The sequence below is a fragment of the Lacicoccus alkaliphilus DSM 16010 genome, assembly GCF_900142805.1.
Lineage (GTDB): Bacteria > Bacillota > Bacilli > Staphylococcales > Salinicoccaceae > Lacicoccus > Lacicoccus alkaliphilus.
The window spans coordinates 213,891-239,273 of the sequence record NZ_FRCF01000002.1; the positions used below are offsets into that span (position 1 = coordinate 213,891).

Genomic DNA, 25,383 nt, shown 5'->3' on the forward strand with positions numbered 1-25,383 from the left:
TGAAAGCGGTATTATTATTTCGGATATGGAAATGGTTATGATAAAATGATGGGGAATACAAGATAAAGGAGACTCATAATGGATAAACAACTGACATTGATGAAAAGTTTGACGGATGCCCACGGCATCTCTGGTTTTGAATATGATGTGAAACAGGTCATGAAAGAATACATCGAGCCGGTGAGTGATGAGATCATCACGGACAACCTCGGCAGCATCTACGGCAAGCGCCGTGCCAAAAATGGTGAAAAGACGCTCCTGATCGGCGGGCACCTGGATGAGATCGGCTTCATGGTCACAGAAATCGACGATAACGGCTTCATCAAGTTCACACCGATCGGCGGTTGGTGGAATCAGGTCATGCTGTCACAGCGCATGAACGTCATCACGGACGACGGCATACTGACAGGCGTCATCGGTTCAAAGCCGCCGCATGCCCTCTCGCCTGAAGAGCGCAAAAAGCCGGTTGAAATCAAGAATATGTTCATTGATATCGGTGTTGCAGATAAGGAAGAGGCACTGAAAGCGGGGGTGAAACCGGGCGATCAGATCACACCTTATATGGATTTCACCGAGATGGCGAACAAGAACTACCTGCTCGCAAAAGCATGGGATAACCGTATGGGTTGTGTCGTGGCGGTCGATGTGCTTCAGAATCTTGAAGGCGAAGACCTCGGCATCAACGTCGTCAGCGGCGCCACTGTACAGGAAGAAGTGGGCCTCCGCGGTGCGAAGACTTCCGCCAACACCGTGAAGCCGGACCTTGCGATTTCCGTCGATGTCGGCATCGCATGGGACACGCCGGGGATGAAGCCTGAAAACGGCCAGGGCAAGCTCGGTGACGGCCCGCTTGTCGTCCTGATGGACGCCTCCAACATCGGCCATGTCGGCTTCCGCCGCCATATCCAGAAGGTCGCCGAAGAAAACGGCATCCCTTTCCAGTTCCAGGCGGTGCCGGGCGGCGGTACGGATTCCGGCGGTTTCCACGTTGCGAACGAAGGGGTGCCTTCCGTCAACATCGGGGTGCCTCTCAGGTACATGCATTCCAACGTCTCCATCCTGCATAAGGAAGATGTCAACAATGCAGTGAAACTGATCACCGAGATCGTCAAATCGCTGGACGATGACACAGTGGAGAACATCATTTGGTAAGAGAGGTCATCACTTCAAAAGACAATACCCGCATCAAAAATCTGCGTAAGCTGCATAAGAGGAAAGAGCGCAGCAGAACGGGGATGTTTCTGATCGACGGTGAACATCTCGTGGAGGAAGCGGTGGCGGCAGGTCAGAGGATCCACTACCTCATCGCTGAAGCGGACTACACCTTCACTTTCGATGCATCGGATTTTGAAGTGGTTTATGTGAGTGCGCCCGTGCTGAAGTCCCTATCGCAGCTTGAGGCCCCGCAGGGCGTCATGGCGGCCCTCACATATGTGCCGCCTGAAGTTTCGGGCGATAAAGTGCTCGTGCTGGATGATGTGCAGGACCCCGGCAATCTCGGCAGTCTGATCCGCACGGCGGACGCATTCGGCTTCGACCGTGTAGTGGTCTCCCGCGGGACTGTGGACCCTTTCAGTGATAAAGTGCTCCGCAGTGCACAGGGCAGCACATTCCACATCAGCATAGAGGTCGCTGATGCCGGTGGGGCCATACGGGAGTTTGACGGGATGACCATCGGTACGAGCTTGAGGGATGCGGAGTTCCTGGATGAGGTCCCCCAACCGGACAGGCTGCTCGTCGTCCTCGGCAACGAAGGCCGCGGAGTCAGCGGCGAATTGCTCGGGTTTGTGGACCGTACGGTGAAGATCCATATGCCGGGACGGTCCGAGAGCCTGAATGTCGCTATCGCCGGTGGCATACTGATGCATCATTTTAAATCATGAATCAAGGTCTGCAGGCTCCATGATGATAAGGTCATGGAGCCTTTATCCGTTGAATTTTAAGGAAATATAAATAAATTGTGCCGGGTTTGGGTAAACACATGTTAACAACGATTATTAAAATCATTAGGAGGGTTATTATGAAAAAGTATCTGGTGGCCGGCGGTTTGGCATCTGTACTGCTGCTCGGTGCCTGTGGCGACGAAGAAGAACCTGAGATGAGCGATGATGCTGTGGATACGGAACAGGAAGCGGAAGAGGACGGCACGGCAATCGATGCGGATAATGGCGAAGAAGAGTCTGAAGATGACGAGTCGGACCGTCAGGACACGCTCGATGATGAATCTGATGTTGATGATGAGGATGAAGATTCCGAATAGCATTTGATTCATGTGTTAAGGTGAAAGATGCAACCGGAGACAATGATTTTTAGGAGGATGGATATGAAGAAATATTTACTGGCCGGCGGTTTGGCCTCGATATTGGTGCTCGGCGCATGCGGCGAGGACGATGCCGACCTGGGCGAAGATGCTGAAGAAATGGACCATGGTACAGGCGACCAGGATGAGGCGGATAATGAAACCGGTGAAGAAACTCAGGAGATTGATGAAGGCGCTGCCGATGAAACAGGCGAGGGGCAGTCTGAGGAAGAAGCGGAAGATGCCGATTAGCGCCAGCACATAAAATCCCGTGGAAGCTTGATTTTTTAATTTTTTGACTTATAATGATTCTATAAATGAAAATGCAGGCTTCACATGAAGACAGGAATAAATGACCCCGGCATTCACCTTCAGGGAGTGCGGCACATGACTGAAATGCCGTACGGTGAATGGGGTCAGGTTCACCTGACGGATGAAGTGACGGGTAAAACCCTTATCTTTTGAAGTGTCTGTATTTAATCATGCAGAAATTTAGGTGGTACCGCGGAATCCCGTCCTTGATGTTTCAAGGGCGGGATTTTTTATTTTAAAGGAGTGAATAAAATGGATACATCGCAAATGTCCCGGATTCAGGATGATTTCGACGCGTCTTTGAAGACCGTGGAGGATGCAAGGAGCCTTCAGGATTTGAAAGTCCGGTATCTCGGTAAAAAAGGTGAAGTGACGGGTCTCATGAAAGAAATGAGGAACCTTTCCAATGAAGAGCGTCCGGCGTACGGACAGAAAGTGAACGAACTGCGTCAGCACATCGATGCAGCGGTTGAAGAAAAGCGCGCTGAAATTGAAGCGGCGGCTTTGGAGGAAAGGCTGAAAAGTGAGACGATCGATGTGACCCTTCCGGGCCGCACGTTCAACATCGGTTCCCAGCACCCGATATCCAGAATCATTGAAGATATCGAGGATTTCTTCCTCGGGCTCGGTTATGAGATCCAGGAAGGTTATGAAGTCGAAACGGACTACTACAACTTCGAGGCGCTCAATCTGCCGAAATCACATCCGGCACGCGATATGCAGGATACGTTCTACATATCCGAGGAAATCCTGCTCAGGACCCATACATCACCGGTGCAGGCGCGTGTGCTTGAAGCACGTGGGGGTAAAGAAGCGGTGAAGATCATCTGCCCGGGTAAGGTGTACCGCCGTGACAGCGATGATGCGACGCACAGCCATCAGTTCACGCAGATTGAAGGGCTGGTCATCGATAAGAACATACACATGAGCGACCTTAAGGGCACGCTCGAGCTTTTCGCCAAGGAAATCTTCGGTGGGGAACGTGAAATCCGCCTGCGCCCGAGTTTCTTCCCGTTCACGGAGCCGAGCGTCGAAGTGGACATCTCATGCTTCAAATGCAAAGGTGCAGGATGCAGCGTATGCAAGAAATCCGGCTGGATAGAGATTCTCGGTGCCGGGATGGTGCATCCGAATGTGCTCAGGATGGCGGGGTATGACCCGGACGAATACAGCGGATTTGCATTCGGCATGGGCCCGGACAGGGTGGCGATGCTCAAGTACGGCATCGAGGACATCCGTCACCTGTATACGAACGACTTAAGGTTCATCAATCAATTCAAACAAACAGAAGATGGAGGCGAAACACTTGAGAGTCTCTAAAGAGTGGTTAAATGAGTTTATAGATGTGGATGCGGATGTAGAGGAATTGTCGGAACGGATCACACGCGGCGGCATCGAAGTGGATGACATCATCGATTATACATCGGATATCAAAAATCTGGTGATCGGTTACGTGGAGGATGTGAAGCAGCATCCGAATGCGGACAAGCTGAACCTGTGCCGGGTGGACACAGGCGGGGAAGTGAAGCAGATCGTCTGCGGCGCCGATAATGTCGCGCCGGACACATATGTGGTCGTCTGCCAGGTGGGCGGTCGTCTGCCGGGTGGCATCAAGATCAAAAAAGCGAAACTGCGCGGCGAAGTGTCCGAAGGGATGATCTGTTCGCTGGATGAGCTCGGCATACCGTCAGAGTATGTCCCTAAGGAGTTCCAGGACGGCATCTTCATCTTCAGCGGGGAGCAGGAAGCGGGTGGACCTGCACTGCCTGCGGTATATCTTGATGATGCGGTGATGGAATTCGACCTCACCCCGAACAGGAAAGATGCGCTCTCGATGATCGGTGCGGCCTATGAAACGAAAGCATTGTACGGCGGCGAAGTGAAGCGTCCGTCGACGGATTTCACCGAAACGGGTGAAAACGTGGATGTGACCGTGAAGAATGAGGATGGTGAAGCGGTCCCTTACTACGCCCTCCGTGTCGTCAAAGATGTGGAAATAAAGCCTGCACCGATATGGATGCAGATCAGGCTGGTGAAAGCAGGCATCCGCCCGATCAACAACGTCGTGGACATTTCAAACTACGTACTCCTTGAATACGGACAGCCACTTCATATGTTCGACTACGATCAGCTTGGTTCGAAAGAAATCGTGACGAGGTTTGCGCGCAAGGATGAAAAGATGACGACGCTCGACGAGAAAGAGCGCACGCTGCATGAAAGTGATATCGTCATCACGAATGGCAAAGGGCCTGTTGCGCTCGCAGGTGTGATGGGCGGCGATTTTTCCGAGGTGACGGATCAGACGACGAACGTCGTGATCGAGTCCGCTGTGTTCGATCCGGTGGCCATCCGCAGGACGAGCGGCAGGCTGAACCTGAGGAGTGAAGCGAGCAGCCGTTTTGAAAAGGGGGTCTCCCATGAGTTCGTGATTCCGGCCCTCGAGCGTGCGGCTTATCTCCTGCAGGAGTATGCAGGAGGTAAAGTACAGATCGGTTACAATTCCGACGGGACACTGGATACAAGTGATTCAGTGATCAGGACGTCGACGGATTTCATCAACGACAGGCTGGGTATGGAACTTGAAACGGCAGAGATCGAGGAAACACTTTTTAAACTCGGTCTTGAAACGGTGTCGGGTGGTGATGAGCTTGAAATCCATGTGCCGTCACGCCGGGATGATCTGCAGATTCCGGAAGACATCACAGAAGAAGTTGCGAGGATATACGGTTATGAGGCACTGCCGACGTCGCTTCCGAAATTCGAAACCATCACGCCGGGCAGGCTGACCGATGCACAGCAGAAGCACCGTATCATCCGCCATCAGCTTGAAGCACTCGGTCTGTCACAGTCCATCAATTATGCACTGACAAGCGAGAAGAAGGCGTCGCAGTTCACGGAACGGACCGAAGGCCTGCGCCTCATGATGCCGATGAGCGAGGACAGGGCCGTGCTCCGTAACAGCCTGGTGCCGCACCTGGTCGACAATGCGGTGTACAATACCAGCCGTCAGCAAAAAGATGTGCAGCTGTTTGAAGTGGGCAAGGTCTTCATTTCCAAAGGTCAGCATGCACAGCCGGAGGAAATTGAAAAGCTTGGCGGCGTACTGACGGGCAGGATGAACAATACGGACTGGCTCGGCAGCCATGTGCCGGCGGATTTCTATGCGGCGAAGGGCATTCTTGACAGTGTGATCGAAAAACTCGGGTTGAAGGATGACATCAAATACGTCCCATCAGAGAGCTATGCAGAGATGCATCCGGGACGTACTGCGAACATCACGCTGGGTGAAAAATATATCGGGTTCGTCGGTGAGCTGCATCCAAAACATGAAAAGGATCACGATCTGGATCAGACGGTCGTCTTCGAAGTGGATCTCGATGCGTTGCTTGCTGTGAAGTCGGGCACCATCGAATACGAAGTGCTGCCGAAGTACCCGTCGATCATGAGGGACATTGCGCTTGTGGCGGACAGGGACATCACTGCCGGCACACTCGTCGAAATCATCGAAAATGCTGCTGAGAAATACTTGATTGATGTCTATGTGTTCGATGTTTATGAAGGCGAACGGATAGAAGAAGATAAGAAGTCCGTCGCCATCCGGCTCACTTACCTGAACAAGGAAGAGACGCTGACGGATGAAGCGGTCGAAGCAATCCATCAACCTGTGCTTGAGGCGTTGAAAGATGAAGGATATGTATTGAGAGGATGATAAAAAAGCTGCAGGAGATTTGAGTGTCTCCTGCAGCTTTTATTTGTGGATTTTTGATGGTCTCGATGATATTTGTGGTTTTTACAGATTTAATCGATTTATTGGAATTTATTCGATTATCCTTAAGATTTACATCGACTTAATCGAGTAACTCTCCCATCCAATGCGTCCATGGGCTATTTCATCAGCGCCTGTACCTTCTCCCGCGTCTTGAAGTGTTTTTTCGTGAGGTTGTCGAGATAATCCATGCCGTGTTTTTTGGCGAGCCGTGCCGCGAAGGCGTCGACCTGCTTGCTTGCACCCCTCGGCACTTTATCTTTGAGGGCGGCATCGAGGTTCGCCATCTGTTCCAGGTATTTCGCCCTTGCGATGATGCTCGCTGCGGCGACTGCAAGGGATTTGCTCTCAGCCTTCGTCTCCTGATGGATCTTGTCGATCATGAACGGGTCTGGGACATATTTGTTATAGGCGTTCAATGTGGTGAACTGGTCGATCACGATTTTTTCGATGCCACCCCGTTCATCTTCTGCCAGCTTGTCATGGACATTGCGGATGCAGTGGTCGTGCAGTACCGCCTTCAGTTTCACGATGTTCCACCCTTCATCTATCTTCTTGTTGTAGGAGGGGTTGTCCAGTACGACAAGTGAGTAGGTGACAGTATGGATCAGGTCTCCGGCGATCTTCATCACCGTGTTGTTGGACAAGTTTTTTGAATCTTTCACGCCGAGTTCCTTCAGCAGTGCAATTTTGGCCTTCGGTACATAAGCGGCGCACACGGTCATCGGACCGAAGTAATCGCCCACACCGGCTTCATCGCTGCCTATGGTATTGTATTCATCATAGTTCATATATCAGATTCCCTTTTTTATTTTCTAATTACTTTACTTGTTAAAATCATTCACGATAAGTATAATAAATTAATGATAACATAATTGTAAACAGTTTGGATAAAGGAGGCGGTGACGCCATGGCTGAATACAGGAACCGTATATATGTCGATATCTACGATCAGCAGTATACCATCATCGGCACGGACGAACCTGAACATATCCGGCATATCGCACACCTTGTCGACCAGAAGATGCGGGAGATCGGCTCGAAGAGTGCCGGCCTGGATACGACGAGAAAGGCAGTTCTGACAGCAGTGAATGTAATGGATGACTATGTAAAACTTCAGCAAAAGTATGATGAGCTCGTAAAAGAGCAGCCTGAAGAACAAACTGATCAAGGAAGAGACGTATGACTTTAATTCTTTTAATATTACTTATAATCGGAGTGGTTGTCGGTTACCGGAGAGGTTTCATATTACAGTTTTTCCACCTGGTGGGAACGCTGGCCGCAGTCACCATCGCCGCATTGAACTATGAAACCCTGGCCAACCGACTGGATTTGATACTCCCGTATCCATCGACGACGGAGACGCTGTCGAACCCCATATTCCCGGATATCATGGACGCTGAATATGCTTATTATGACATCTCTGCGTTCTTCATCATTTTCATAGTCTCCAAGATATTGATACAGCTCGTCGTCAGTGCTTTTGATTATTTTCAGCAGATTCCGGTATTCGGTGTCGTCGGGGAAATATTCGGTGCGGTGCTTGGCCTCATTGAAATGATTTATGTGCTGACAGTGATATTATTCATGCTGTCAATGGTCCCTTTAGAATTTATCCAAACGCTTATCGAAGATTCAGGATTGGCTAATTTCATACTGGAAAACACATTTGTCCTCTCCGACAGATTCATGGAGTGGTTACAACTTGAGTCATAGAGATATGGCTCTTTTTTTGGAGGAAATCATGACTAAAAAAGATATCATCAGATTACTTGAAAACATCGCTACATATATGGAACTTTCACTGGAGAACCCGTTCAAAGTCTCCGCATACAGAAAAGCGGCACAGGCCCTCGAAACGGATCCGCGTTCGCTTTCCGAGATCGACAAGTTCATCGATATCAAAGGCATCGGCAAAGGTGTCAACGACGTGATCGTCGAATACGTGGAAACCGGTGGGTCCTCTGTCCTGGCCGAACTGGAGGACAGCGTACCGGGCGGTCTTGTACAGATGACGAAGATCCCGACGCTCGGACCGAAAAAGATCGCGAAGATCTACAAAGCGCTCGGCATCGACACACTGGAAGACCTGAAGACCGCCTGTCAAAACGGAGAAATCAGCGCACTTTCGGGCTTCGGCAAGAAGACTGAAGAGAACATCAGCCAGGCGATCGATGATATATTGATGCGTCCTGAAAGATACGCAATCAACCAGATCCTGAAATTCAGGGAGATTGTAGAGGCTCATCTATTGGAAAGCGGGCATGTCGAGCGGTTCGATGTCGCCGGAAGTGCGCGCCGCATGAGAGAGACGAGCAGGGATATCGATTATATATTGATAACCAATGACCCTCAGGCCTTCACGGATGAAATCACCTCAAGGGATTTCGTCAAAGAAACTGTGGTGTCAGGGGATAAGAAGCTCTCCATCATCATCCGTGACGACCTGGATGAGATCAACGTGGACTTTCGCTTCGTGACGGAAGGTGAGTATTACTCCACCCTGCATCACTTCACGGGTTCGAAGGAACATAATGTGAAGATGCGCCAGATCGCAAAAAAACGTGACGAAAAAATCAGCGAGTACGGGGTAGAAAGGAACGGGGAAACGATCACTTTCAAATCCGAGGCGGAGTTCTACAGCCACTTCGGGCTGGAGTATATCCCGCCGGCTATGCGCGAAACGGGTGAAGAGACTGATCTTGATGTCGGTGGAATCGTCACGCCGGAAGATATCAAAGGTGACATCCATATGCACACCGTCTACAGTGATGGAGCCTTTTCAGTCCGTGAAATGGTCGAAGCCTGCATCGAAAAAGGATATGACTACATCGTCATCACGGATCATTCCAAGAGTCTCAGGGTCGCCAACGGCCTGAATGAAAAACGTCTGATGGCCCAGCTTGAGGAAATCAGGGCCATCAATGAAGAATATGAAGAAATCGATGTTTATTCAGGCACCGAGATGGATATTTTGAAAGACGGCACACTGGATTACTCCGATGATATATTAAAAGAACTGGACTACGTCATCGCCGCCATCCACTCGAGCTTCCAGCAGACGGAAGAGGAGATCATGCACAGGCTGGAGTCCGCCTGCCGCAATCCCCATGTCCGTCATATCGCACATCCCACGGGCAGGCTGATCGGCAGACGCGAGGGCTATCCCGTCAATATGGAGAGATTGTTTGAACTTGCGGCAGAGACGGGGACGGCGCTTGAAGTCAATGCGAATCCGATGAGGCTCGACCTCGGTGCAGAAGTCATCCGCCATAAGGATGTCATGTTCACGGTCAATACGGACGCCCATCATACGGAACACCTGGACTTCATGAAGTATGGTGTGGCCACACTGCAAAAGGGTCTCATCAGGAAGAACCAGGTGATCAACACGATGACGCGGGATGAATTCCGGGATTTCTTAAATAAGCAAAAATAGAGGTTTTAGTATGAATGAACGTACTTTCAGAACACTTGAATTCGATAAGATACTCTCACAGATGAGGGGCCATGCCGTAAGTGATAAGACAAGACAGGCCGTCACTCCGGCTCTTGTTTCCAATGATATGGACGAGGTGCGCACCATGATAGAAGAAGTGGATGACGCTTCCACCATCCTGAGGTACCGCAATGTCGAAATGGCGGGCATCACGGATATCAAGGAACATGTAGGCAGGGCCCTCATCGGCAGTATGTTATCGATCGGTGATTTCAACGAAATTAAAAACATGCTTTTCAGAAAGCATTCTTTATATAATCTGTTCGAGGAATTTGAGAGCGATGAAGTGGAAGTGGGACGGATTTCCCACTTCATCATGAACCTGCCGGATATACATCATCTCTATAAAAAGATTTCGGCTACGGTCGATGAGACCGGTGTACTGGACCATGCTTCGGAAAATCTGCTCCGCATACGGCGGAGGATCAATGCTGAAGAAGGAAAGATCCGTGAGAAGCTGAACGATCTCATCCGCGGCAACCAGCAGAGGAAACTGAGTGATGGCATCATCACGATGAGGAACAACCGCTATGTCGTCCCGGTCAAGATTGAACACCGTTCGGATTTCAACGGCATCGTGCATGACATGTCCCAGAGCGGTCAGACGGTGTACATGGAACCGATGGCGGTGGTCCAGATGACCAACCGCATACAGAGCCTGAGGGATGAGGAAGCCCTGGAGATCGAAAGGATACTTTATGATCTGAGTGCAAGGACTGCGGAAGTGTCGGAGGAACTTTCCATGACCGATGACAACCTGCATCATTTGGATATGGTGTTTGCGAAAGCAAAGTACGGCATGAGCATCGGCGGTACGAAACCTGAAATCAGCGACACGCGGAGAATATACCTTCCAGCCGCGTTCCATCCTCTGATAGACAGCGCAGAAGTCGTCAAAAACGATATCATGGTTGATGAGGATACGCAGGCTGTCATCATCACCGGCCCGAATACGGGCGGTAAGACCGTCACGCTGAAGACGGTGGGGCTGAGCCAGCTGATGGCACAGGCGGGCATACCGGTTCCGGCGAGGGACGGCAGTGTCCTGCCGGTATTCAAGAAAGTCTACAGCGATATCGGTGATGAACAGTCCATCGAGCAGTCTCTCTCCACATTCTCGAGCCACCTGACCAATACGAAAGTGATCATCGACAATGCGGATGATGAAACGCTCGTCCTGCTGGATGAAGTCGGTGCAGGGACGGATCCGGAAGAGGGGGCGGCCCTTGCGATCGGCATCATAGAAAACCTGCTTGCCAAAAGGTCGACCCTGATAGCGACGACCCATTACCCTCAGATCAAATCCTTCAGCTACACACGGGATGATGTCGTGAATGCAAGCGTCGAATTTGATGTCAATACGCTTTCACCGACGTACCGGCTGCTTATGGGCATCCCCGGGCGCTCCAATGCATTCGAGATTTCAAATAAGCTCGGGCTTGATCCATCCATCATCGAAAGGGCGAAAGAACTCGTCAAGTCCGATTCGAAAGATGTCAATGATATGATCACTGCACTTGAAAGCCATACGACAAATGCACGTGGATATGAAGAGGAGACGGAAAGGCTGCTTCAGGAAGCGAGGCAACTGCAGGGTGAGCTCAAGGAGCAGTATGACCAGTATCAGGAGCATAAGGAAAAACTCTTCAAGGAAGCCCGTCATGAAGCCAACAGGGTCATCAGGCAGAGTGAGGTGAAGGCAGAAGGAATCATTGAAGAATTGAACAGTATGAAGGCGGACGGAGCCAAAAACCTTGAAGAGCATGAAATCATCGAAAAACGCAAAGGTCTCCGGGACAGCTATCATCAGGAATCGTTGAAACAGCAGGTGGAGAATGAAAAGACCGAAAGTTTCGAGGCGGGTGACAGCGTGGACGTCCTGTCCTACGGCCAGAAGGGGGAAATCCTTTCAATCGAAAAAGATGAAGCCATCGTACAGATGGGCATACTGAAGATGAACATCCCGCTCAAGGAACTGAAGAAGCGAAAAAAAGAGAAGGTCACGAGACCCGTCGCAAGGCGGACCGGCAAATCGGTGGTTAAAAGCAGCCTGGACCTCAGAGGCAGTAGATATGAAGAAGCCATCATGGCGCTCGACCGGTATCTGGATCAGGTGCTCCTGAGCAGTTACAGCCAGGTGGAGATCATCCACGGCAAAGGTACGGGCGCACTGCAAAAAGGCGTGCAGGAACATTTGAAACAGCACCCGAAAGTGAAGTCATACAGGATGGGGCATCCGAATGAAGGCGGGTTCGGAGTGACGATAGTTGAAATGAAGTAGGTGACGGTTTGGATAACTTTGATATGCTGAAATTGGCGAAGGTGCTGATTGCGGTGGGCGTCCTCATGTTCATTGCGGGAATAATCTATTTATTGTTCTTCGCATAAGCAATTCGATTGTGGACTTAAAGACAATAAGTTATAATCAATTTATAAACTGGAAATAATGGAGGTATATTAACATGGCATTATATGATGTGAACGATCAGAATTTTAAAGAAGAAGTTTCCAACGGTGTTACATTGGTGGACTTCTGGGCAACTTGGTGTGGACCATGTAAAATGATTGCTCCAGTACTTGAAGAGGTTGCGGTTGAAGTTGAAGGTAAAGCAAACATCGCAAAACTCGATGTGGATGCCAACGGCGCCACTGCAAGTGAATATGAAGTTATGAGTATCCCGACACTGATTCTTTTCAAGGACGGGGAGCCGGTTGATAAAGTCGTCGGATTCCAGCCTAAAGAACAGCTGGTTGCATTGATTGAAAAACACGCTTAATAATTTAACCGCCAATCCTGGCGGTTTTTTTGTACATATAAGTTTAAAGAGGGATGAGTATGTCTGAATTAAAATTGAAACTCTCGGTACTGCCGGCTGAGCCCGGATGTTATCTGATGAAGGATAAATACGGAGAAATACTGTATGTCGGCAAATCCAAAAATCTAAGGAACCGTGTAAGGTCATATTTCACCGGGGCGCATGATGAGAAGACCATGCGGCTGGTGCGGGAGATCACGGATTTCGATTTCATCGTCACATCCACTGAAGTGGAATCCCTGCTCCTTGAATTGAATTTGATCAAAAAACACTATCCGAGATATAATGTCCTGCTCAAAGACGATAAAAGCTATCCGTTCATAAAAATCACCAGGGAGAAGCACCCCCGATTACTTGTGACGCGGACGGTCAAACCCTCGACGGGCACATATTTCGGACCTTACCCGAACGCCTACAGCGCCCATGAGACGAAGAAGCTGCTCGACCGCATCTATCCGCTCAGGAAATGTAACACCATGCCGGATAAACTGTGTCTCTACTATCATATCGGCCAGTGTCTCGGACCGTGTGTATTCAACGTGGAGCAGGATCAATATGACGAGATGAAACGCGGGATCACACGGTTCCTGAACGGTGAGACCGAGGAAATCATGGATGACCTTAAAATCAAGATGGAAAAGGCTGCTGAATCGCTGGAATTCGAGAAGGCGAAGGAATACCGTGATTTGATGGGCCATATAGAGAATACGATGATGAAGCAGAAGATGATGACCGCGGACATGACGGCACGGGATGTATTCGGCTACAGCGTGGCGAAGGGCTGGATGTCTGTTTCCGTCCTGTTGATCAGGAACGGCAATCTGATAGAGAAGAAAGCGGAACTCTTCCCCATCAAAGATGATGTGGAAGAGGAATTTCACCGTTACATCGTCCAGTTCTATGACCTCAAATCGAATCTTTTGCCAAAAGAAGTCCATATACCGAAAGAATTCGATAAAGACATCATTTCACAAATCATCGACACGAAAGTCTTGCAGCCCATGCGCGGTGCCAAAAAAGAGATGGTGGACCTTGCCCATAAGAATGCACGGATTGCCGTGGAGAACAAGTTTGAAATCATCGAACGTGATGAAAGAAGGACCGTCAAAGCCATTGAAGCGCTGGGTGAAGCGCTGGATATCGAGACGCCGATACGCATTGAGGCATTCGATAATTCGAACATCCAGGGCGTGGATCCGGTCAGCGTCATGGTCTCATTCGTGGATGGCAGGCCAAGCAAGAAGGACTACAGGAAATTCAAGATCAGGACGGTCGAGAACATCGACGACTACGCTTCAATGGCGGAGGCGGTCAGAAGAAGGTATACGAGGGTGCTGAAAGAAAAACTCCCTCTGCCCAACCTGATCATCGTGGATGGCGGGATCGGCCATATGAACACTGTGAAATCGGTGCTGCTTGATGAAATGTCACTGGACATCCCTGTGGCTGGTCTTGCAAAAAACGATAAGCACCAGACAGCTGAACTGCTGTTCGGGGATGATGCGGAAATCGTGCCGTTGAAGAAAAATTCACAGAGCTTCTATCTGCTTCAGCGCATCCAGGATGAGGTCCACCGGTTTGCGATCAGTTTCCACAGGAATCTGCGCAGCAAGTCACAATCGATGTCTGTGCTTGATAATATTGAAGGTGTCGGTCCGAAGAGGAAGCAGAAACTGTTGAAACATTTCGGATCGATCAAGCGTATGAAGGAAAAAGGTGTGGAGGATTTCACTGAAATCGGCATACCTAAAAAAGTGGCGGAGCATATTATCGAGAGCATCACATGACGAACTGCGATTAAATTTTCACAATGTTATAATAACATTGCCAAATACACTTGAAAGTGCCTTGATTTATAATATCCATAAGCGTAAAATAGAGATTGTGAAAACGTAATGATAGTATAGTTAGGGGGGAATTCAAGTGTCGAAACAAGATTCAAGCTTTTTAATACGCCGGATCCACTCGTTGCTTGGTGTGATTCCTCTGGGTGTGTTCTTAGTTCAGCACCTGGTGGTTAACCACTTTGCAACCAGAGGTGAGGAGGCTTTCAACCAAGCGGCCGGTTTTATGGGCAACTTACCATTTGTAATATTTCTGGAAGTTTTTGTTATTTATGTCCCGATACTGTTCCATGGAATTTATGGTATATACATAGCCTTCACAGCCCAGTATAAATACGGTTATCCCAGCACATACCGTAATATCAGCTTTTTACTGCAAAGGGTGACAGGGGTCCTGTCTTTCATATTCATAGCAATCCACGTCTATCAGACAAGGGTGCAGGTATTCATGGGTGCTGATCTGGATTTTGACCTCGTGGCGGATATTGTTGAAAATCCATTATGGCTTGTATTTTATATTGTGGGCATCCTTGCAACCGTTTACCATTTCGCTAACGGTTTATGGAGCTTTGCGATCACATGGGGCATCACGCAATCCGACAGATCCCAGAGAATCATGGGATATGTGTCACTGCTTGTATTCGTAATAGTGAGTTTTATCGGTATCCAGGCAATATTAGCGTTTATTTAATTAGAGGAGTGTAAAACATGGCGAATAATAAGATCATCGTCGTTGGCGGCGGTTTGGCCGGGCTTATGGCGACGATTAAAGCGGCAGAAACAGGTGCTGAAGTTGATTTGTTTTCAATCGTGCCTGTGAAGAGATCTCACTCTGTATGTGCCCAGGGCGGTATAAACGGTGCTGTGAACACAAAAGGTGAGGGCGATTCAACTGCCATACATTTTGACGACACGGTGTACGGCGGGGATTTCCTTGCAAATCAGCCGCCTGTACAGGCAATGACGGACGCCGCACCTGAAATCATCCATCTGCTTGACCGCATGGGTGTCACTTTCAACAGAACGCCTGAAGGTCTCCTTGATTTCAGGCGTTTCGGCGGCACACTATATCACAGGACGGCATTTGCCGGTGCAACGACCGGCCAGCAGCTGCTCTACGCACTTGATGAGCAGGTGCGTAAATATGAAGTTGACGGTCTCGTCAACAAATATGAAGGATGGGAATTCCTCGGCATCGTCATCGATGATGAAGGCAGGTCACGCGGCGTCACTGCACAAAAGATCGACAGCGGGGAAATCGAAACATTCAAATCGGATGCCGTGATCATGGCAACCGGTGGACCGGGCATCATTTTCGGAAAATCCACCAACTCCATGATCAATACAGGGTCGGCTGCATCCATCGTTTATCAGCAGGGCGCCATCTACGCCAACGGGGAATTCATCCAGATCCATCCGACGGCGATACCCGGGGACGATAAGCTGCGCCTGATGAGTGAGTCTGCCCGCGGTGAAGGCGGAAGGATATGGACATACAAAGACGGTAAACCATGGTATTTCCTTGAAGAGAAGTATCCGGACTACGGAAACCTCGTGCCGCGTGACATCGCGACACGTGAAATCTTCGATGTATGTGTCAACCAGAAGCTCGGCATCAACGGCGAAAACATGGTGTACCTTGACCTTTCACATAAAGATCCGCGCGACCTCGACATCAAGCTCGGGGGCATCATTGAAATATACGAGAAGTTCACAGGGGACGATCCGCGTAAAGTACCGATGAAAATCTTCCCTGCCGTGCATTATTCAATGGGCGGGCTGTACGTGGACTACGACCAGATGACGAACATCCCCGGCCTTTTTGCAGCAGGGGAATGTGACTACTCCCAGCACGGCGGCAACCGTCTCGGGGCGAACTCACTGTTATCCGCCATATACGGCGGCATGGTTGCAGGGCCGAAGGCGATCGACTATGTCAAGGGCCTCGAAGATTCATACGAAGATCTTGACGCATCGATCTATGAAAAAGCGAAACAGGCTGAAGTTGAAAAGTTCGAACACATCCTGCATATGGACGGCGAAGAGAATGCTTATGTCATCCATAAGGAACTGGGCGAGCTCATGACGGACAACGTCACGGTTGTGCGTTATAACGACAAGCTCGAAGCAACAGATAAAAAGATTGTCGAGTTGATGGAACGTTATCAGAACATCAGCATCAATGACACAAGGAAGTGGAGCAACCAGGCAGCATTCTTTACAAGACAGCTGTGGAACATGCTTGTGCTGGCCCGTGTGATTACAATCGGAGCACTCAACCGTAACGAATCACGTGGTGCACACTTCAAACCGGATTTCCCGGAACGTAATGATGAAGAGTGGCTGAAGACCACGAAAGCTTATTTCCAGGGAGCTCTGGAGGCACCGAAATTTGAGTATGAAGATGTTGATGTCAGCCTGATTCCGCCTCGTAAACGTGACTATACATCAAAATCCGCTGGAGGTGCCAAAAAATAATGGCTGAAAATAAAAGTATCAAACTATCAGTAAAAAGACAGGAAAACCCGGAATCAAGCCCGTATTGGGAAGACTTCGAAGTCCCATACCGTGAAAACATGAATGTGATCAGCGCGTTGATGGAGGTTCAGAGGAACCCTGTCAATGCCAAAGGCGAAAAGACGACACCGGTGACATGGGACATGAGTTGTCTTGAAGAGGTCTGCGGCGCCTGTTCGATGGTGATCAACGGTACGGCGAGACAATCCTGTACTGCACTCATCGACCAGTTCGAGCAGCCGATCAAGCTTGAACCGATGTCGACATTCCCGATCGTGAAAGACCTGCAGATCGACCGTTCATTCATGTTCGACAGCTTGAAGCGCGTCCAGGCATGGGTGCCGATCGATGGTACTTATGATCTGGGGCCGGGTCCGAGAATGCCTGAGAAAAAACGTCAGACGGCTTATGAACTGTCAAAATGCATGACTTGCGGCGTCTGCCTTGAAGTCTGCCCGAACGTCAATGACAAATCAAAATTCATGGGGGCTGCAGCGGTATCCCAGGTCAGACTCTTCAACCTGCATCCGACAGGCAGCATGAACAAGAACGAACGGCTGGATGCTTTGATGGGTGTCGGCGGTGTTTCCGAGTGCGGCATGGCACAGAACTGTGTCAAAGCTTGTCCTCAGGGCATCCCTTTGACCACTTCAATCGCTGCGATGCAAAGAGAGACGACATTCCACGCGTTCAAATCATTCTTCGGCAGTGACCATCAGGTCGATTAATCAGATTATGGGAAGAGCATACAGCTCTTCCTATTTTTTTATGTTCATTTAAGATATAATGAAAAGAAAATCAGAGTGAGGACTGGAATGCATGGCAGATAAAGATTTGATCATTTCCATAGAAAAATCCATCAGGTATATTTCAGTGCATGTGAGGGCTCATGGTCGGGAAATACTGAATGAATATGAAATCTCCCCGCCGCAATTCGTTGCACTGCAGTGGGTGGGTGACAAAGAAGGCATTACGATCGGGGAACTCTCCAACAGGATGTATCTCGCACATTCCACCACCACCGATATCGTGGATAAGCTCGAGAACCTGCAGCTCATCCGCCGTTATAAATCCGAGAAGGATAAGCGTCTGGTGCTTGTGGAGATGGAACCGAAAGGAAAGGAAATCATCCGCAAGGTGATTGATAAGCGTATTTCGTATATACGCGACATCACAGCGCACCTCGATGAGGAGCAGATGATCATGCTTCCTGAATTGCTTGAATCCATCCTGCGTGAAAGTGAAAAGCTGACGCATGGATAGACCGATCGGCGTCATGGATTCCGGTGTCGGTGGCATGACGGTCGTGAAGGAGATCACACGGCAGCTTCCGAACGAGCAGATCCTTTATTTCGGGGATATCTCAAGGTGCCCGTATGGTGAAAAGAGCCTTGGGACGGTGAAGGAATACACCATTCAGGTCGCGGAGTATCTTGTGGAGAGGGACATTAAAATGCTTGTGATCGCCTGTAACACTGCAACTGCAGCCGCACTGCCCATACTGAGGGAACGGCTCGATATTCCGGTCATCGGAGTCATAGGGCCCGGGGCGAGAAGTGCCATACAGAACAGTCGGAATGAGAAAGTGCTGGTCCTTGCGACTTCGGGCACGGTCAAATCGGAAGCATATGCGGATGCGATCAAAAGGCTGAACCAGGACTTCAAAGTGACCAGCCGGGCGTGCCCCGCATTTGTCCCGCTGGTTGAAGAACTGCGTTACAAAGATCATATCGTCACCGGCATCGTCATCCATCAGGCACTGAAAGATCTTACGCAGAGTGATGCGGATACTGTCATTTTGGGATGTACGCACTATCCTCTGCTGAAAGAGGATATCAGAAGGTACTTCGGCGGCAGGAAGACAGTGATCGACTCAGGGTATGAAACGGCACGGGAAGTCAGTTCATTATTGACTTTTCATAACCTGTTCAGGGTGGCGTCGGGGGAAGTGACGCATAAGATACTGATCAATGGGGACAGCAGCCGTTTCAGGTACATCCTCAGGGACTGGCTGCCGGAACTGGAATACGATATGAGAGAAATAGAATTGAAGGTGTAAAAATGACAGGGAAGATTGTAATCGCAACAGGGAACAGCGGAAAGATCAATGATTTCAAAGCCGTCTTCAAAGATTATGAAGTGGTCGGCATAAAAAGACTGCTTCCGGATTTTGAAGTCGAGGAGACGGCTGGGACTTTCAGCGGAAATGCAGTATTGAAGTCGGAGGCGGCATCAAAAGCGCTCGGGCTGCCCGTGATCAGTGACGATTCCGGCCTGTCGGCCGATGCGCTGGATGGGGCCCCGGGCATTTACTCGGCAAGGTATGCAGGTGAAAATGCAACCGACGCCGACAACAACGCCAAATTGCTCAAAGAGATGTCGGGTGCGGCAGACAGGAAGGCACATTTCACATGCGTCATCGCACTCAGCATACCGGGGGAGGCGACACGGACATACACCGGCATACTGGACGGTGTGATACTGGAAGCACCCCATGGTGCGGAAGGTTTCGGCTACGATCCTTTATTCAAAACGGATGACGGCATTCACCTTGGCATGATTAACAGCGAAGAAAAAGGGGAAATCAGTCATAGAAGCAAGGCTTTGAAAAAATTGATGAATGATGAGGAAGTCTTCGAAAAATTAACTTCAAATTAAAGGAGAATGTCAATGAGAGTCTTAATTGTCAGTGACAATCACGGGGAAGAGGGGATCGTTCAAGGTGCATTGGAACACAATGGCGGTGACTTGAACCTTCACCTCGGGGACAGCGAGTTCACCTATGAAAGTGGAGAGCTTCAAAACTTCAGTACAGTGCGCGGCAATGTGGACGATGACAGCAGGTTCCCTGTCGAGTCACATGATGAGGATACGAACATCTTCCTCACACACGGCCACCTCTACAATATCAAGCCGGACAGGGAAGTGCTGAGCGAGAGGGCGCTGGAATTCGGAGCGAAATACGCACTCTACGGCCATTCACATGTCGCCCTGACCGAAAACATCAATGGCATCTACTGCATCAATCCGGGCAGCATTTCACAACCTAAAGGCGAATGGGAAGCGAGCTACTGCGTACTGGATACAGAGAATGACACAGTGGAATTCTACAACAGGGAACACGAGAAATTCGAAGAAGTCAATCTTCTGGAACTGTAGGGACGGAAGGGGAAATAACACCATGTTATTTTCCCTTCTTTTACTATGCGGCCAGACTTAAAATCATCAGCAATGACAGAACGGCGATGCTGACTGTGAATATGCCGGGCTCGATTTGCTTTTTGAAATAAAGTATAATCACTGTAATGATGAGCAGTGAAGCGATGAATGTATATATGACCGGGTTCATACTGAATGTTGTGTAGCGCATCATGAGATAAAGCAACGCGATGATGATGAAATATGTGGATAAGAAGATTTGTATGCTCTGTTTCATTTAATCACCTATTTTAACAAGATTGAGGGGTGTTATTATCATTCTATATTTCGACGATGATTGCATCATGTGCAATACGTTCGCTAAAACGATCGTCAGACTCGACCGGAAAGAACGGATTCATTTTGCGTCCATAAAAGAGCTTGATGATATTCTACCAGAAGAAATTGATTCTGTAGTGTATTATTCGGATGATTTATATATGAAGAGTGACGCGGTCATCGAAGTGATGAACGATGCAACAGGGACAAAAATCTTCAGCATCTTCAAAGCCGTCCCGGTCTGTTTCAGGAACCGCCTGTATCAGTTCATTGCACGGAACAGATACCGCCTGAACCGGGGGGATGCATGTGAAATCAATCCGGCAGTGAGGAAGAGAATCATTTCATCAGAAGGAAGTAAGTGAGACGATGATCAGTATAAGGATAGATGAAGACCTGGAATTGAGGGAGATACATCAGAAGGACCGTAAGAAACTGTACGATGTCGTGGATGAAAACCGGACGTTCCTGAAGAGGTGGCTGCCCTGGCTGAATTATACAAAGTCCCCGCACAGCTACCTTTCAGTGATCAAATCATGGCAGCAGAACATCGAGATGGGCACGGGGATGGAACTCGGCCTCTTCTATCGTGAAGAGCTCATCGGCATGTGCGGGTTCACGACGATCGACCCGAATTCGAGGCGCGCGCAGATCGGTTACTGGCTTGCCCAGGACTTCGAAGGACGGGGCCTGATGCTGAAGACGGTGAAGCAGCTGATCGACCACGGATTCAAGCAGGTCGGACTGAACCGGATAGAGATCGTCTGCGGCGAGATGAATTACAGAAGCAGGAAACTTCCGGAGGCTCTGGGTTTCATCCCGGAAGGGGTCATGAAAGAGTATGAATTCCTGTATGACCATTACCATGACTGCATACTTTACCGCATGTTGAAGAGCGAATGGCCGTACTAATATGTTTTGAAACTCCTCATGGGTGGTATTGATAATTAAATCAAAACAGAGGAGTGTTGAATATGGCAGATGAAAGTAAATTCGATCAGCAGAAAGGCAACATGAAAGAAACGATTGGTAACGCAACCGGAGATAAGGATATGGAATCCGAAGGCAAGAAGGAGAAAAGCTCCGGTAAAGCCAAGGAATTCGTTGAAAATGCGAAGAACAAGGCGAACGAAACCATCGACAAGTTCGGTAAAGGCGATAAAAATAAATAGAGATGATAAAAACCACTGGAATGGAATATTTTCAGTGGTTTTTTTAGTGCCTGTACCTGGTTGAAGAAAAAAAGTTGCATCCATACTATGGCTGCAACTTTCAGCTATAGAATCACGGGAGGGAAGTACAATGTACATCCATCGATGTTTCCAGTGGTTTATTGCCAAATTTTTCCGGCTTTTGTTTCCGCCGGTTGTCATTGTTCTTCTGTGTGGCTTGGGTGATGGTCATGTTTGTAAGTTTCAATTATTTTAACTAAGCGATCTATTTCTCCGTTGGAGAGGTCGCCCAGCTGATCGACTTCTTTCTTAAGATATTCTTTCGTGGTGTCTTTCTCATCCTCAGTGATGAAATAAGTCGCGATTGATCCTGTGATCATCCCCACAAGACCTATTCCCACAAACATCAAATATATTGCGATCATTCTGCCGATTACTGTCTCCGGACTGATATCACCGTATCCGACAGTCGTGGTGGTGACGATCGTCCACCAGATTGCATCCATATATGTTTCTATAGATGGTTCGAAAATTCTGATTGGTATGGCTGAGATGAGCAGACTGATAAAAGTCATTGCAATGACTTTGTTTAAACCATTTGTTCTGATGATGCCGAAAAAAGGTTTAAGGAAGTGTTTACCTATAAATACAAGACGTATTACTCTGAATAACCTGGCGATACGTGCCAATTGAAAAATGGCATCAAACGGTATGATTGCAACAATATCAAAATAATTATTCTTAAGCCAGTTCTTTTTATCGTCTGTTGAAATGATTCTGATTGTGACATCCACTAAAAAAATAAACCAAACGAGACGGTCTATAAATTGAAATTGCTGTGCTTCGGACCATATCAGCGAAACCGATATGACAGCCAGTGTGAACATTGTAAGTTCGTAGACTAATATGAGTCTCTTCATTTAAGTGTCTTCTTAGGTTTAATCAGAAAGTCGACTTGATTAGTAATCATAATTTAATTTCCCCTTGCTATACTTTACTGAGTTGATCAAAAACCTTTCACCTTTTTTTCGGATTATCCCTCCCAACCTTTTATAGAAGATCATAACAAAGAACAAAAAAGTATTTTATGATTATTAAAATTTAAATTAATACGATGAACCCCTGATAAATGTGATTTTATCAGGGTCTGAAATCATTAAATATAAATGAAGAAGTCACATTGTAAATAAGAGAGTTGATAAAAACGTGACTTCTATTATAGGTCATCCTTCTATTCGGCCCCAAGGACTACAGGATCATACTGCTCAACCAGGCCGCAATGATTACATTTTATAGTCATCATATCCATACCGATGATCTGTGATTGGTCAGTTTTCGCGATCAGCTGCGTGATTTCCGGCATCACTTCTTTATCCGGAGTGCCACAGCATGGCGTTTTATTGACGCTTTCAAGTTTTTCTGATGCCTTTGAAATTTGGGATTTGCTATATTGCTTTAAATGCATTGGTAACACCACCTTCCTAAAGTGAGTATAACAAAGAAAGCGGCGATAACATCGGTCAGAAGAATGACAAAAGTTTAATCGTGTATTTGGAGTAACGGGGCAGATACGATTGTGATATCTCTCGTATGATGGTATAGTGTTGGAAATAGAATGCATAGTTTTTTAGTATGGATTAATATTGATTACTATCCCAGGGCTTGGAATTGCGTAGGATAATTAGGACATAAATTCGCTTGAGTGGTTTGGGGAAGATGTGACCGTAAGCGCTGGGGAATGACAGTTGATGAATAGGAGAGTTTATATGAAAAGGGTGGATGGAAAAATTGCAATAGTTACCGGGGGCACCAGGGGCATGGGGGCTTCCCATGTGAAAAAGCTTGCATCTGAAGGGGCAAAGGTGGTGTTTACGGACCTGGATGTCGAAGCAGGGAAAACTTTACAGGCGAATATCGGTCCGGATGTCTTGTTCCTGGAACAGGATGTGACGGATGCAGATGCCTGGAAGAGCGTAATAGAGGAAGCTGAAAACACCTTTGGTCCTGTCAGTGTGCTGGTCAATAATGCAGGCATAAATTACAGTGCTGCACTGGAAAGATTTCCGGAGGATGCTTATGATCGTGTAATAGAAGTGAATCAGAAGGCGGTATTTCTAGGGATGAAAGCTGTCGTGCCATCCATGAAAAAAGCAGGGACAGGATCCATCATCAACATCTCGTCCATCGGGGGAATACGGGGGCGTCTGGAGAGCATCGCCTACAGCGCCTCGAAGTTTGCGGTGACGGGGATGACGAAAGTTGGAGCCCTGGAACTTGGACAGTACGGTATCCGGGTCAATTCAATCCACCCGAGCCTTGTGAATACGAACATGTTTTCGGAGAACGCCGAAGGTGGCAGCGTGGCGAGTGATCGGCCGCTTGGCAGGGTTCTGACGAAGGAGGAAGTAGCCAATCTCGTACTGCACCTGGCCTCTGATGAATCCAGTTATACTACCGGCGCCGAATGTGTAATAGATGGCGGACTGACAGCAAGATGAGGAGGTATATATGATATGGCAATCGATTTCAAGATGAAGGCGCCGATTCCGAATTGGGAACCGCTTTTTGAGCAGGGCAGGACCGCGGTGCTGGAGCGGTTCAGTGTGCTGAAGGGTCTCACACCAACCAAAGCTTCCACTCTGTTGGATGTGCTTGATGAGATGGACGAACAGGGGATCACCCATTCCGTGATCCTGGGAAGGAACAATCAGGCGGGCAGCTCGAACAACGAACTGCTTGATTTCCTCTCCGGTAAAGGAGGGGAGCGGTTCTTCGGGTTCATGGGCATCGAAGATATGACGGTGGAAGAAGCAGTGGCGACCATCCACAAGTATGCCGTGACCGGGAAGTTCCATGGTGTCGCAGCGAATCCCGCCAAGATCAGACCGCTTACACCCATCGGTGACCCAGAACTGGATCCGATATTTGAGGCATGTGTAGAGCATGACCTGCCATTCTGCATGACGCTCAGTATGCTGATTACACTTTTGGCTGACGGGGCTGACTATGACTATATCCGCCCCGGACAGCTGATTCGCGTACTGAAGAAGTATCCGGACCTCGACCTCATCATTTCACATGCCGCTTGGCCCTTTGTCCAAGAGTCCATAGCGGTGGCTGTCCATTATCCAAACTTGTATCTCTGTCCGGATTTCTACATGGGGTTCCCGGGAGCAGAACAGTATCTGGAAGCAGCGAATAAAGGGCTCGAAGGTCAGTTTCTGTATGCGAGCTGCTATCCCAATGTACCTTATGACTACGCGATGAAGCATTATAGAGGTGGTGATCTGCCCCCTGACATTAGAGTCAAGATCATGGAGGGGAATGCGCGCAGACTTCTAAAGTTGGAAGATTGAACATTTATAAAGATTGAAAAATGTATCCATCACTTGAAAATAATTATAAATCCTTGAGAAACTTTACTAATAATTGAGGAACTGAAAAGAAATACCATATTAAAAAATAATATTTAATATGGTATACCCACTTTTAATCATTCCCTAAAACATACAAAACCCTGTCAAATTAATTTTTGACAGGGTTTTGTTAAATGATATGAAAGTAGCGTCCTGGGAGGGATTCGAACCCCCGACCGATGGCTTAGAAGGCCATTGCTCTATCCGGCTGAGCTACCAGGACTTAATTAAGACAAATTCTATTATAATCAAAAGGCCTGTCATA

General features: G+C 48.4%; 28 protein-coding genes and 1 tRNA gene. 24 read left to right on the top strand and 5 right to left on the bottom strand.

Features of this window, described 5'->3' with window-relative positions; translation table 11 throughout:
• Positions 1-78: 78 nt before the first annotated feature.
• The 6 genes from BUA12_RS01220 to pheT all read left to right on the top strand — a co-directional run bounded on the left by BUA12_RS01220 (position 79) and on the right by pheT (position 6,320).
• Complete coding sequence (locus BUA12_RS01220) at positions 79-1,152, top strand: M42 family metallopeptidase (RefSeq protein WP_072707538.1); 1,074 nt, start codon at positions 79-81, stop codon at positions 1,150-1,152.
• Positions 1,146-1,883: a TrmH family RNA methyltransferase gene (locus BUA12_RS01225; protein WP_072707540.1), complete on the top strand. Its 738-nt coding sequence runs from the start codon at positions 1,146-1,148 to the stop codon at positions 1,881-1,883. Before BUA12_RS01220 ends, BUA12_RS01225 begins: the two co-directional genes overlap by 7 nt.
• Positions 1,884-2,020: 137 nt before the next feature.
• Positions 2,021-2,260 carry a hypothetical protein gene (locus BUA12_RS01230; RefSeq protein WP_072707542.1) on the top strand — a complete coding sequence of 80 codons (240 nt, stop codon included), beginning with the start codon at positions 2,021-2,023 and terminating at the stop codon, positions 2,258-2,260.
• A gap of 63 nt (positions 2,261-2,323) precedes the next feature.
• Entirely contained in the window at positions 2,324-2,551 is a 228-nt protein-coding gene (locus tag BUA12_RS01235) for a hypothetical protein (RefSeq protein WP_072707544.1), read from the top strand.
• Positions 2,552-2,878: 327 nt separating this feature from the next.
• Positions 2,879-3,931 carry a phenylalanine--tRNA ligase subunit alpha gene (gene pheS / locus BUA12_RS01240; protein WP_072708833.1) on the top strand — a complete coding sequence of 351 codons (1,053 nt, stop codon included), beginning with the start codon at positions 2,879-2,881 and terminating at the stop codon, positions 3,929-3,931.
• The gene (pheT, locus tag BUA12_RS01245) at positions 3,918-6,320 is read left to right on the top strand and encodes a phenylalanine--tRNA ligase subunit beta (RefSeq protein ID WP_072707546.1); all 2,403 of its coding nucleotides are present in this window, start codon (positions 3,918-3,920) and stop codon (positions 6,318-6,320) included. The genes pheS and pheT overlap by 14 nt, the downstream gene beginning before the upstream one ends.
• A 176-nt stretch (positions 6,321-6,496) precedes the next feature.
• On the opposite strand, the gene rnhC is transcribed toward pheT, so the two are convergent.
• The gene (rnhC, locus tag BUA12_RS01250) at positions 6,497-7,168 is read right to left on the bottom strand and encodes a ribonuclease HIII (protein WP_072707548.1); all 672 of its coding nucleotides are present in this window, start codon (positions 7,166-7,168) and stop codon (positions 6,497-6,499) included.
• Between the two features lie 119 nt (positions 7,169-7,287).
• On the opposite strand from rnhC, the gene zapA reads away from it, so the two are divergent.
• The 13 genes from zapA (at position 7,288) to BUA12_RS01315 (ending at position 20,212) form a co-directional block, all read left to right on the top strand.
• Positions 7,288-7,563, top strand: coding sequence for a cell division protein ZapA (zapA, locus tag BUA12_RS01255; protein WP_072707550.1), 276 nt, complete (start codon positions 7,288-7,290; stop codon positions 7,561-7,563).
• Positions 7,560-8,093, top strand: a complete 534-nt coding sequence (locus tag BUA12_RS01260; RefSeq protein ID WP_072707552.1) for a CvpA family protein — start codon at positions 7,560-7,562, stop codon at positions 8,091-8,093. Before zapA ends, BUA12_RS01260 begins: the two co-directional genes overlap by 4 nt.
• Positions 8,094-8,121: 28 nt before the next feature.
• Entirely contained in the window at positions 8,122-9,816 is a 1,695-nt protein-coding gene (gene polX, locus BUA12_RS01265) for a DNA polymerase/3'-5' exonuclease PolX (protein WP_072707554.1), read from the top strand.
• 10 nt (positions 9,817-9,826) lie between these two features.
• The gene (locus BUA12_RS01270; protein WP_072707556.1) at positions 9,827-12,157 is read left to right on the top strand and encodes an endonuclease MutS2; all 2,331 of its coding nucleotides are present in this window, start codon (positions 9,827-9,829) and stop codon (positions 12,155-12,157) included.
• 181 nt (positions 12,158-12,338) lie between these two features.
• Positions 12,339-12,653 carry a thioredoxin gene (trxA, locus tag BUA12_RS01275; RefSeq protein ID WP_072707558.1) on the top strand — a complete coding sequence of 105 codons (315 nt, stop codon included), beginning with the start codon at positions 12,339-12,341 and terminating at the stop codon, positions 12,651-12,653.
• Between the two features lie 59 nt (positions 12,654-12,712).
• The gene (uvrC, locus tag BUA12_RS01280; RefSeq protein WP_178138209.1) at positions 12,713-14,479 is read left to right on the top strand and encodes an excinuclease ABC subunit UvrC; all 1,767 of its coding nucleotides are present in this window, start codon (positions 12,713-12,715) and stop codon (positions 14,477-14,479) included.
• A 136-nt stretch (positions 14,480-14,615) separates the two neighbouring features.
• Positions 14,616-15,227: a succinate dehydrogenase cytochrome b558 subunit gene (locus BUA12_RS01285; RefSeq protein ID WP_072707560.1), complete on the top strand. Its 612-nt coding sequence runs from the start codon at positions 14,616-14,618 to the stop codon at positions 15,225-15,227.
• Between the two features lie 17 nt (positions 15,228-15,244).
• Entirely contained in the window at positions 15,245-17,014 is a 1,770-nt protein-coding gene (gene sdhA / locus BUA12_RS01290; RefSeq protein WP_072707561.1) for a succinate dehydrogenase flavoprotein subunit, read from the top strand.
• Positions 17,014-17,781 (top strand): succinate dehydrogenase iron-sulfur subunit, encoded by a 768-nt coding sequence (gene sdhB, locus BUA12_RS01295; RefSeq protein ID WP_084669811.1) that lies wholly within the window; start codon positions 17,014-17,016, stop codon positions 17,779-17,781. Before sdhA ends, sdhB begins: the two co-directional genes overlap by 1 nt.
• Before the next feature lie 91 nt (positions 17,782-17,872).
• A complete protein-coding gene (locus BUA12_RS01300; protein WP_072707563.1) occupies positions 17,873-18,316 on the top strand; it encodes a MarR family winged helix-turn-helix transcriptional regulator in 444 nt (147 codons plus the stop codon).
• Positions 18,309-19,112: a glutamate racemase gene (racE, locus tag BUA12_RS01305; RefSeq protein ID WP_072707564.1), complete on the top strand. Its 804-nt coding sequence runs from the start codon at positions 18,309-18,311 to the stop codon at positions 19,110-19,112. Before BUA12_RS01300 ends, racE begins: the two co-directional genes overlap by 8 nt.
• Positions 19,113-19,114: 2 nt before the next feature.
• Positions 19,115-19,711, top strand: coding sequence for an RdgB/HAM1 family non-canonical purine NTP pyrophosphatase (rdgB, locus tag BUA12_RS01310; protein ID WP_072707565.1), 597 nt, complete (start codon positions 19,115-19,117; stop codon positions 19,709-19,711).
• 12 nt (positions 19,712-19,723) lie between these two features.
• Positions 19,724-20,212, top strand: a complete 489-nt coding sequence (locus tag BUA12_RS01315; RefSeq protein ID WP_072707566.1) for a YfcE family phosphodiesterase — start codon at positions 19,724-19,726, stop codon at positions 20,210-20,212.
• Between the two features lie 43 nt (positions 20,213-20,255).
• On the opposite strand, the gene BUA12_RS01320 is transcribed toward BUA12_RS01315, so the two are convergent.
• Positions 20,256-20,489: a hypothetical protein gene (locus tag BUA12_RS01320; protein WP_072707567.1), complete on the bottom strand. Its 234-nt coding sequence runs from the start codon at positions 20,487-20,489 to the stop codon at positions 20,256-20,258.
• A gap of 22 nt (positions 20,490-20,511) precedes the next feature.
• Between BUA12_RS01320 and BUA12_RS01325 the strand changes: the two genes are divergently transcribed.
• The 3 genes from BUA12_RS01325 (at position 20,512) to BUA12_RS01335 (ending at position 21,702) form a co-directional block, all read left to right on the top strand.
• A complete protein-coding gene (locus BUA12_RS01325; RefSeq protein WP_281248114.1) occupies positions 20,512-20,895 on the top strand; it encodes a thiol-disulfide oxidoreductase DCC family protein in 384 nt (127 codons plus the stop codon).
• 4 nt (positions 20,896-20,899) lie between these two features.
• A complete protein-coding gene (locus BUA12_RS01330) occupies positions 20,900-21,442 on the top strand; it encodes a GNAT family N-acetyltransferase (RefSeq protein ID WP_072707568.1) in 543 nt (180 codons plus the stop codon).
• A gap of 62 nt (positions 21,443-21,504) precedes the next feature.
• Positions 21,505-21,702: a CsbD family protein gene (locus BUA12_RS01335; RefSeq protein WP_072707570.1), complete on the top strand. Its 198-nt coding sequence runs from the start codon at positions 21,505-21,507 to the stop codon at positions 21,700-21,702.
• Between the two features lie 197 nt (positions 21,703-21,899).
• On the opposite strand, the gene BUA12_RS01340 is transcribed toward BUA12_RS01335, so the two are convergent.
• Positions 21,900-22,622: a potassium channel family protein gene (locus tag BUA12_RS01340; RefSeq protein ID WP_072707572.1), complete on the bottom strand. Its 723-nt coding sequence runs from the start codon at positions 22,620-22,622 to the stop codon at positions 21,900-21,902.
• 311 nt (positions 22,623-22,933) lie between these two features.
• A complete protein-coding gene (locus tag BUA12_RS01345; protein WP_072707574.1) occupies positions 22,934-23,167 on the bottom strand; it encodes a hypothetical protein in 234 nt (77 codons plus the stop codon).
• A 301-nt stretch (positions 23,168-23,468) separates the two neighbouring features.
• Here BUA12_RS01345 and BUA12_RS01350 point away from each other — a divergent pair, with 301 nt between their 5' ends.
• Entirely contained in the window at positions 23,469-24,200 is a 732-nt protein-coding gene (locus BUA12_RS01350; protein ID WP_072707576.1) for an SDR family NAD(P)-dependent oxidoreductase, read from the top strand.
• A 15-nt stretch (positions 24,201-24,215) separates the two neighbouring features.
• Positions 24,216-25,058 carry an amidohydrolase family protein gene (locus BUA12_RS01355; RefSeq protein WP_072707578.1) on the top strand — a complete coding sequence of 281 codons (843 nt, stop codon included), beginning with the start codon at positions 24,216-24,218 and terminating at the stop codon, positions 25,056-25,058.
• A gap of 209 nt (positions 25,059-25,267) precedes the next feature.
• On the opposite strand, the gene BUA12_RS01360 is transcribed toward BUA12_RS01355, so the two are convergent.
• A tRNA-Arg gene (locus tag BUA12_RS01360) sits at positions 25,268-25,341 on the bottom strand.
• Positions 25,342-25,383: the final 42 nt, after the last annotated feature.

Coding starts and splice junctions, on each gene's coding strand:
- BUA12_RS01220 (WP_072707538.1), top strand. CDS start 79: ATGGATAAACAACTGACATTGATGAAAAGTTTGACGGATGCCCACGGC.
- BUA12_RS01230 (WP_072707542.1), top strand. CDS start 2,021: ATGAAAAAGTATCTGGTGGCCGGCGGTTTGGCATCTGTACTGCTGCTC.
- BUA12_RS01235 (WP_072707544.1), top strand. CDS start 2,324: ATGAAGAAATATTTACTGGCCGGCGGTTTGGCCTCGATATTGGTGCTC.
- pheS (WP_072708833.1), top strand. CDS start 2,879: ATGTCCCGGATTCAGGATGATTTCGACGCGTCTTTGAAGACCGTGGAG.
- rnhC (WP_072707548.1), bottom strand. CDS start 7,168: ATGAACTATGATGAATACAATACCATAGGCAGCGATGAAGCCGGTGTG.
- zapA (WP_072707550.1), top strand. CDS start 7,288: ATGGCTGAATACAGGAACCGTATATATGTCGATATCTACGATCAGCAG.
- BUA12_RS01260 (WP_072707552.1), top strand. CDS start 7,560: ATGACTTTAATTCTTTTAATATTACTTATAATCGGAGTGGTTGTCGGT.
- polX (WP_072707554.1), top strand. CDS start 8,122: ATGACTAAAAAAGATATCATCAGATTACTTGAAAACATCGCTACATAT.
- BUA12_RS01270 (WP_072707556.1), top strand. CDS start 9,827: ATGAATGAACGTACTTTCAGAACACTTGAATTCGATAAGATACTCTCA.
- trxA (WP_072707558.1), top strand. CDS start 12,339: ATGGCATTATATGATGTGAACGATCAGAATTTTAAAGAAGAAGTTTCC.
- uvrC (WP_178138209.1), top strand. CDS start 12,713: ATGTCTGAATTAAAATTGAAACTCTCGGTACTGCCGGCTGAGCCCGGA.
- sdhA (WP_072707561.1), top strand. CDS start 15,245: ATGGCGAATAATAAGATCATCGTCGTTGGCGGCGGTTTGGCCGGGCTT.
- sdhB (WP_084669811.1), top strand. CDS start 17,014: ATGGCTGAAAATAAAAGTATCAAACTATCAGTAAAAAGACAGGAAAAC.
- BUA12_RS01300 (WP_072707563.1), top strand. CDS start 17,873: ATGGCAGATAAAGATTTGATCATTTCCATAGAAAAATCCATCAGGTAT.
- racE (WP_072707564.1), top strand. CDS start 18,309: ATGGATAGACCGATCGGCGTCATGGATTCCGGTGTCGGTGGCATGACG.
- rdgB (WP_072707565.1), top strand. CDS start 19,115: ATGACAGGGAAGATTGTAATCGCAACAGGGAACAGCGGAAAGATCAAT.
- BUA12_RS01315 (WP_072707566.1), top strand. CDS start 19,724: ATGAGAGTCTTAATTGTCAGTGACAATCACGGGGAAGAGGGGATCGTT.
- BUA12_RS01320 (WP_072707567.1), bottom strand. CDS start 20,489: ATGAAACAGAGCATACAAATCTTCTTATCCACATATTTCATCATCATC.
- BUA12_RS01330 (WP_072707568.1), top strand. CDS start 20,900: ATGATCAGTATAAGGATAGATGAAGACCTGGAATTGAGGGAGATACAT.
- BUA12_RS01335 (WP_072707570.1), top strand. CDS start 21,505: ATGGCAGATGAAAGTAAATTCGATCAGCAGAAAGGCAACATGAAAGAA.
- BUA12_RS01340 (WP_072707572.1), bottom strand. CDS start 22,622: ATGAAGAGACTCATATTAGTCTACGAACTTACAATGTTCACACTGGCT.
- BUA12_RS01345 (WP_072707574.1), bottom strand. CDS start 23,167: ATGCATTTAAAGCAATATAGCAAATCCCAAATTTCAAAGGCATCAGAA.
- BUA12_RS01350 (WP_072707576.1), top strand. CDS start 23,469: ATGAAAAGGGTGGATGGAAAAATTGCAATAGTTACCGGGGGCACCAGG.
- BUA12_RS01355 (WP_072707578.1), top strand. CDS start 24,216: ATGGCAATCGATTTCAAGATGAAGGCGCCGATTCCGAATTGGGAACCG.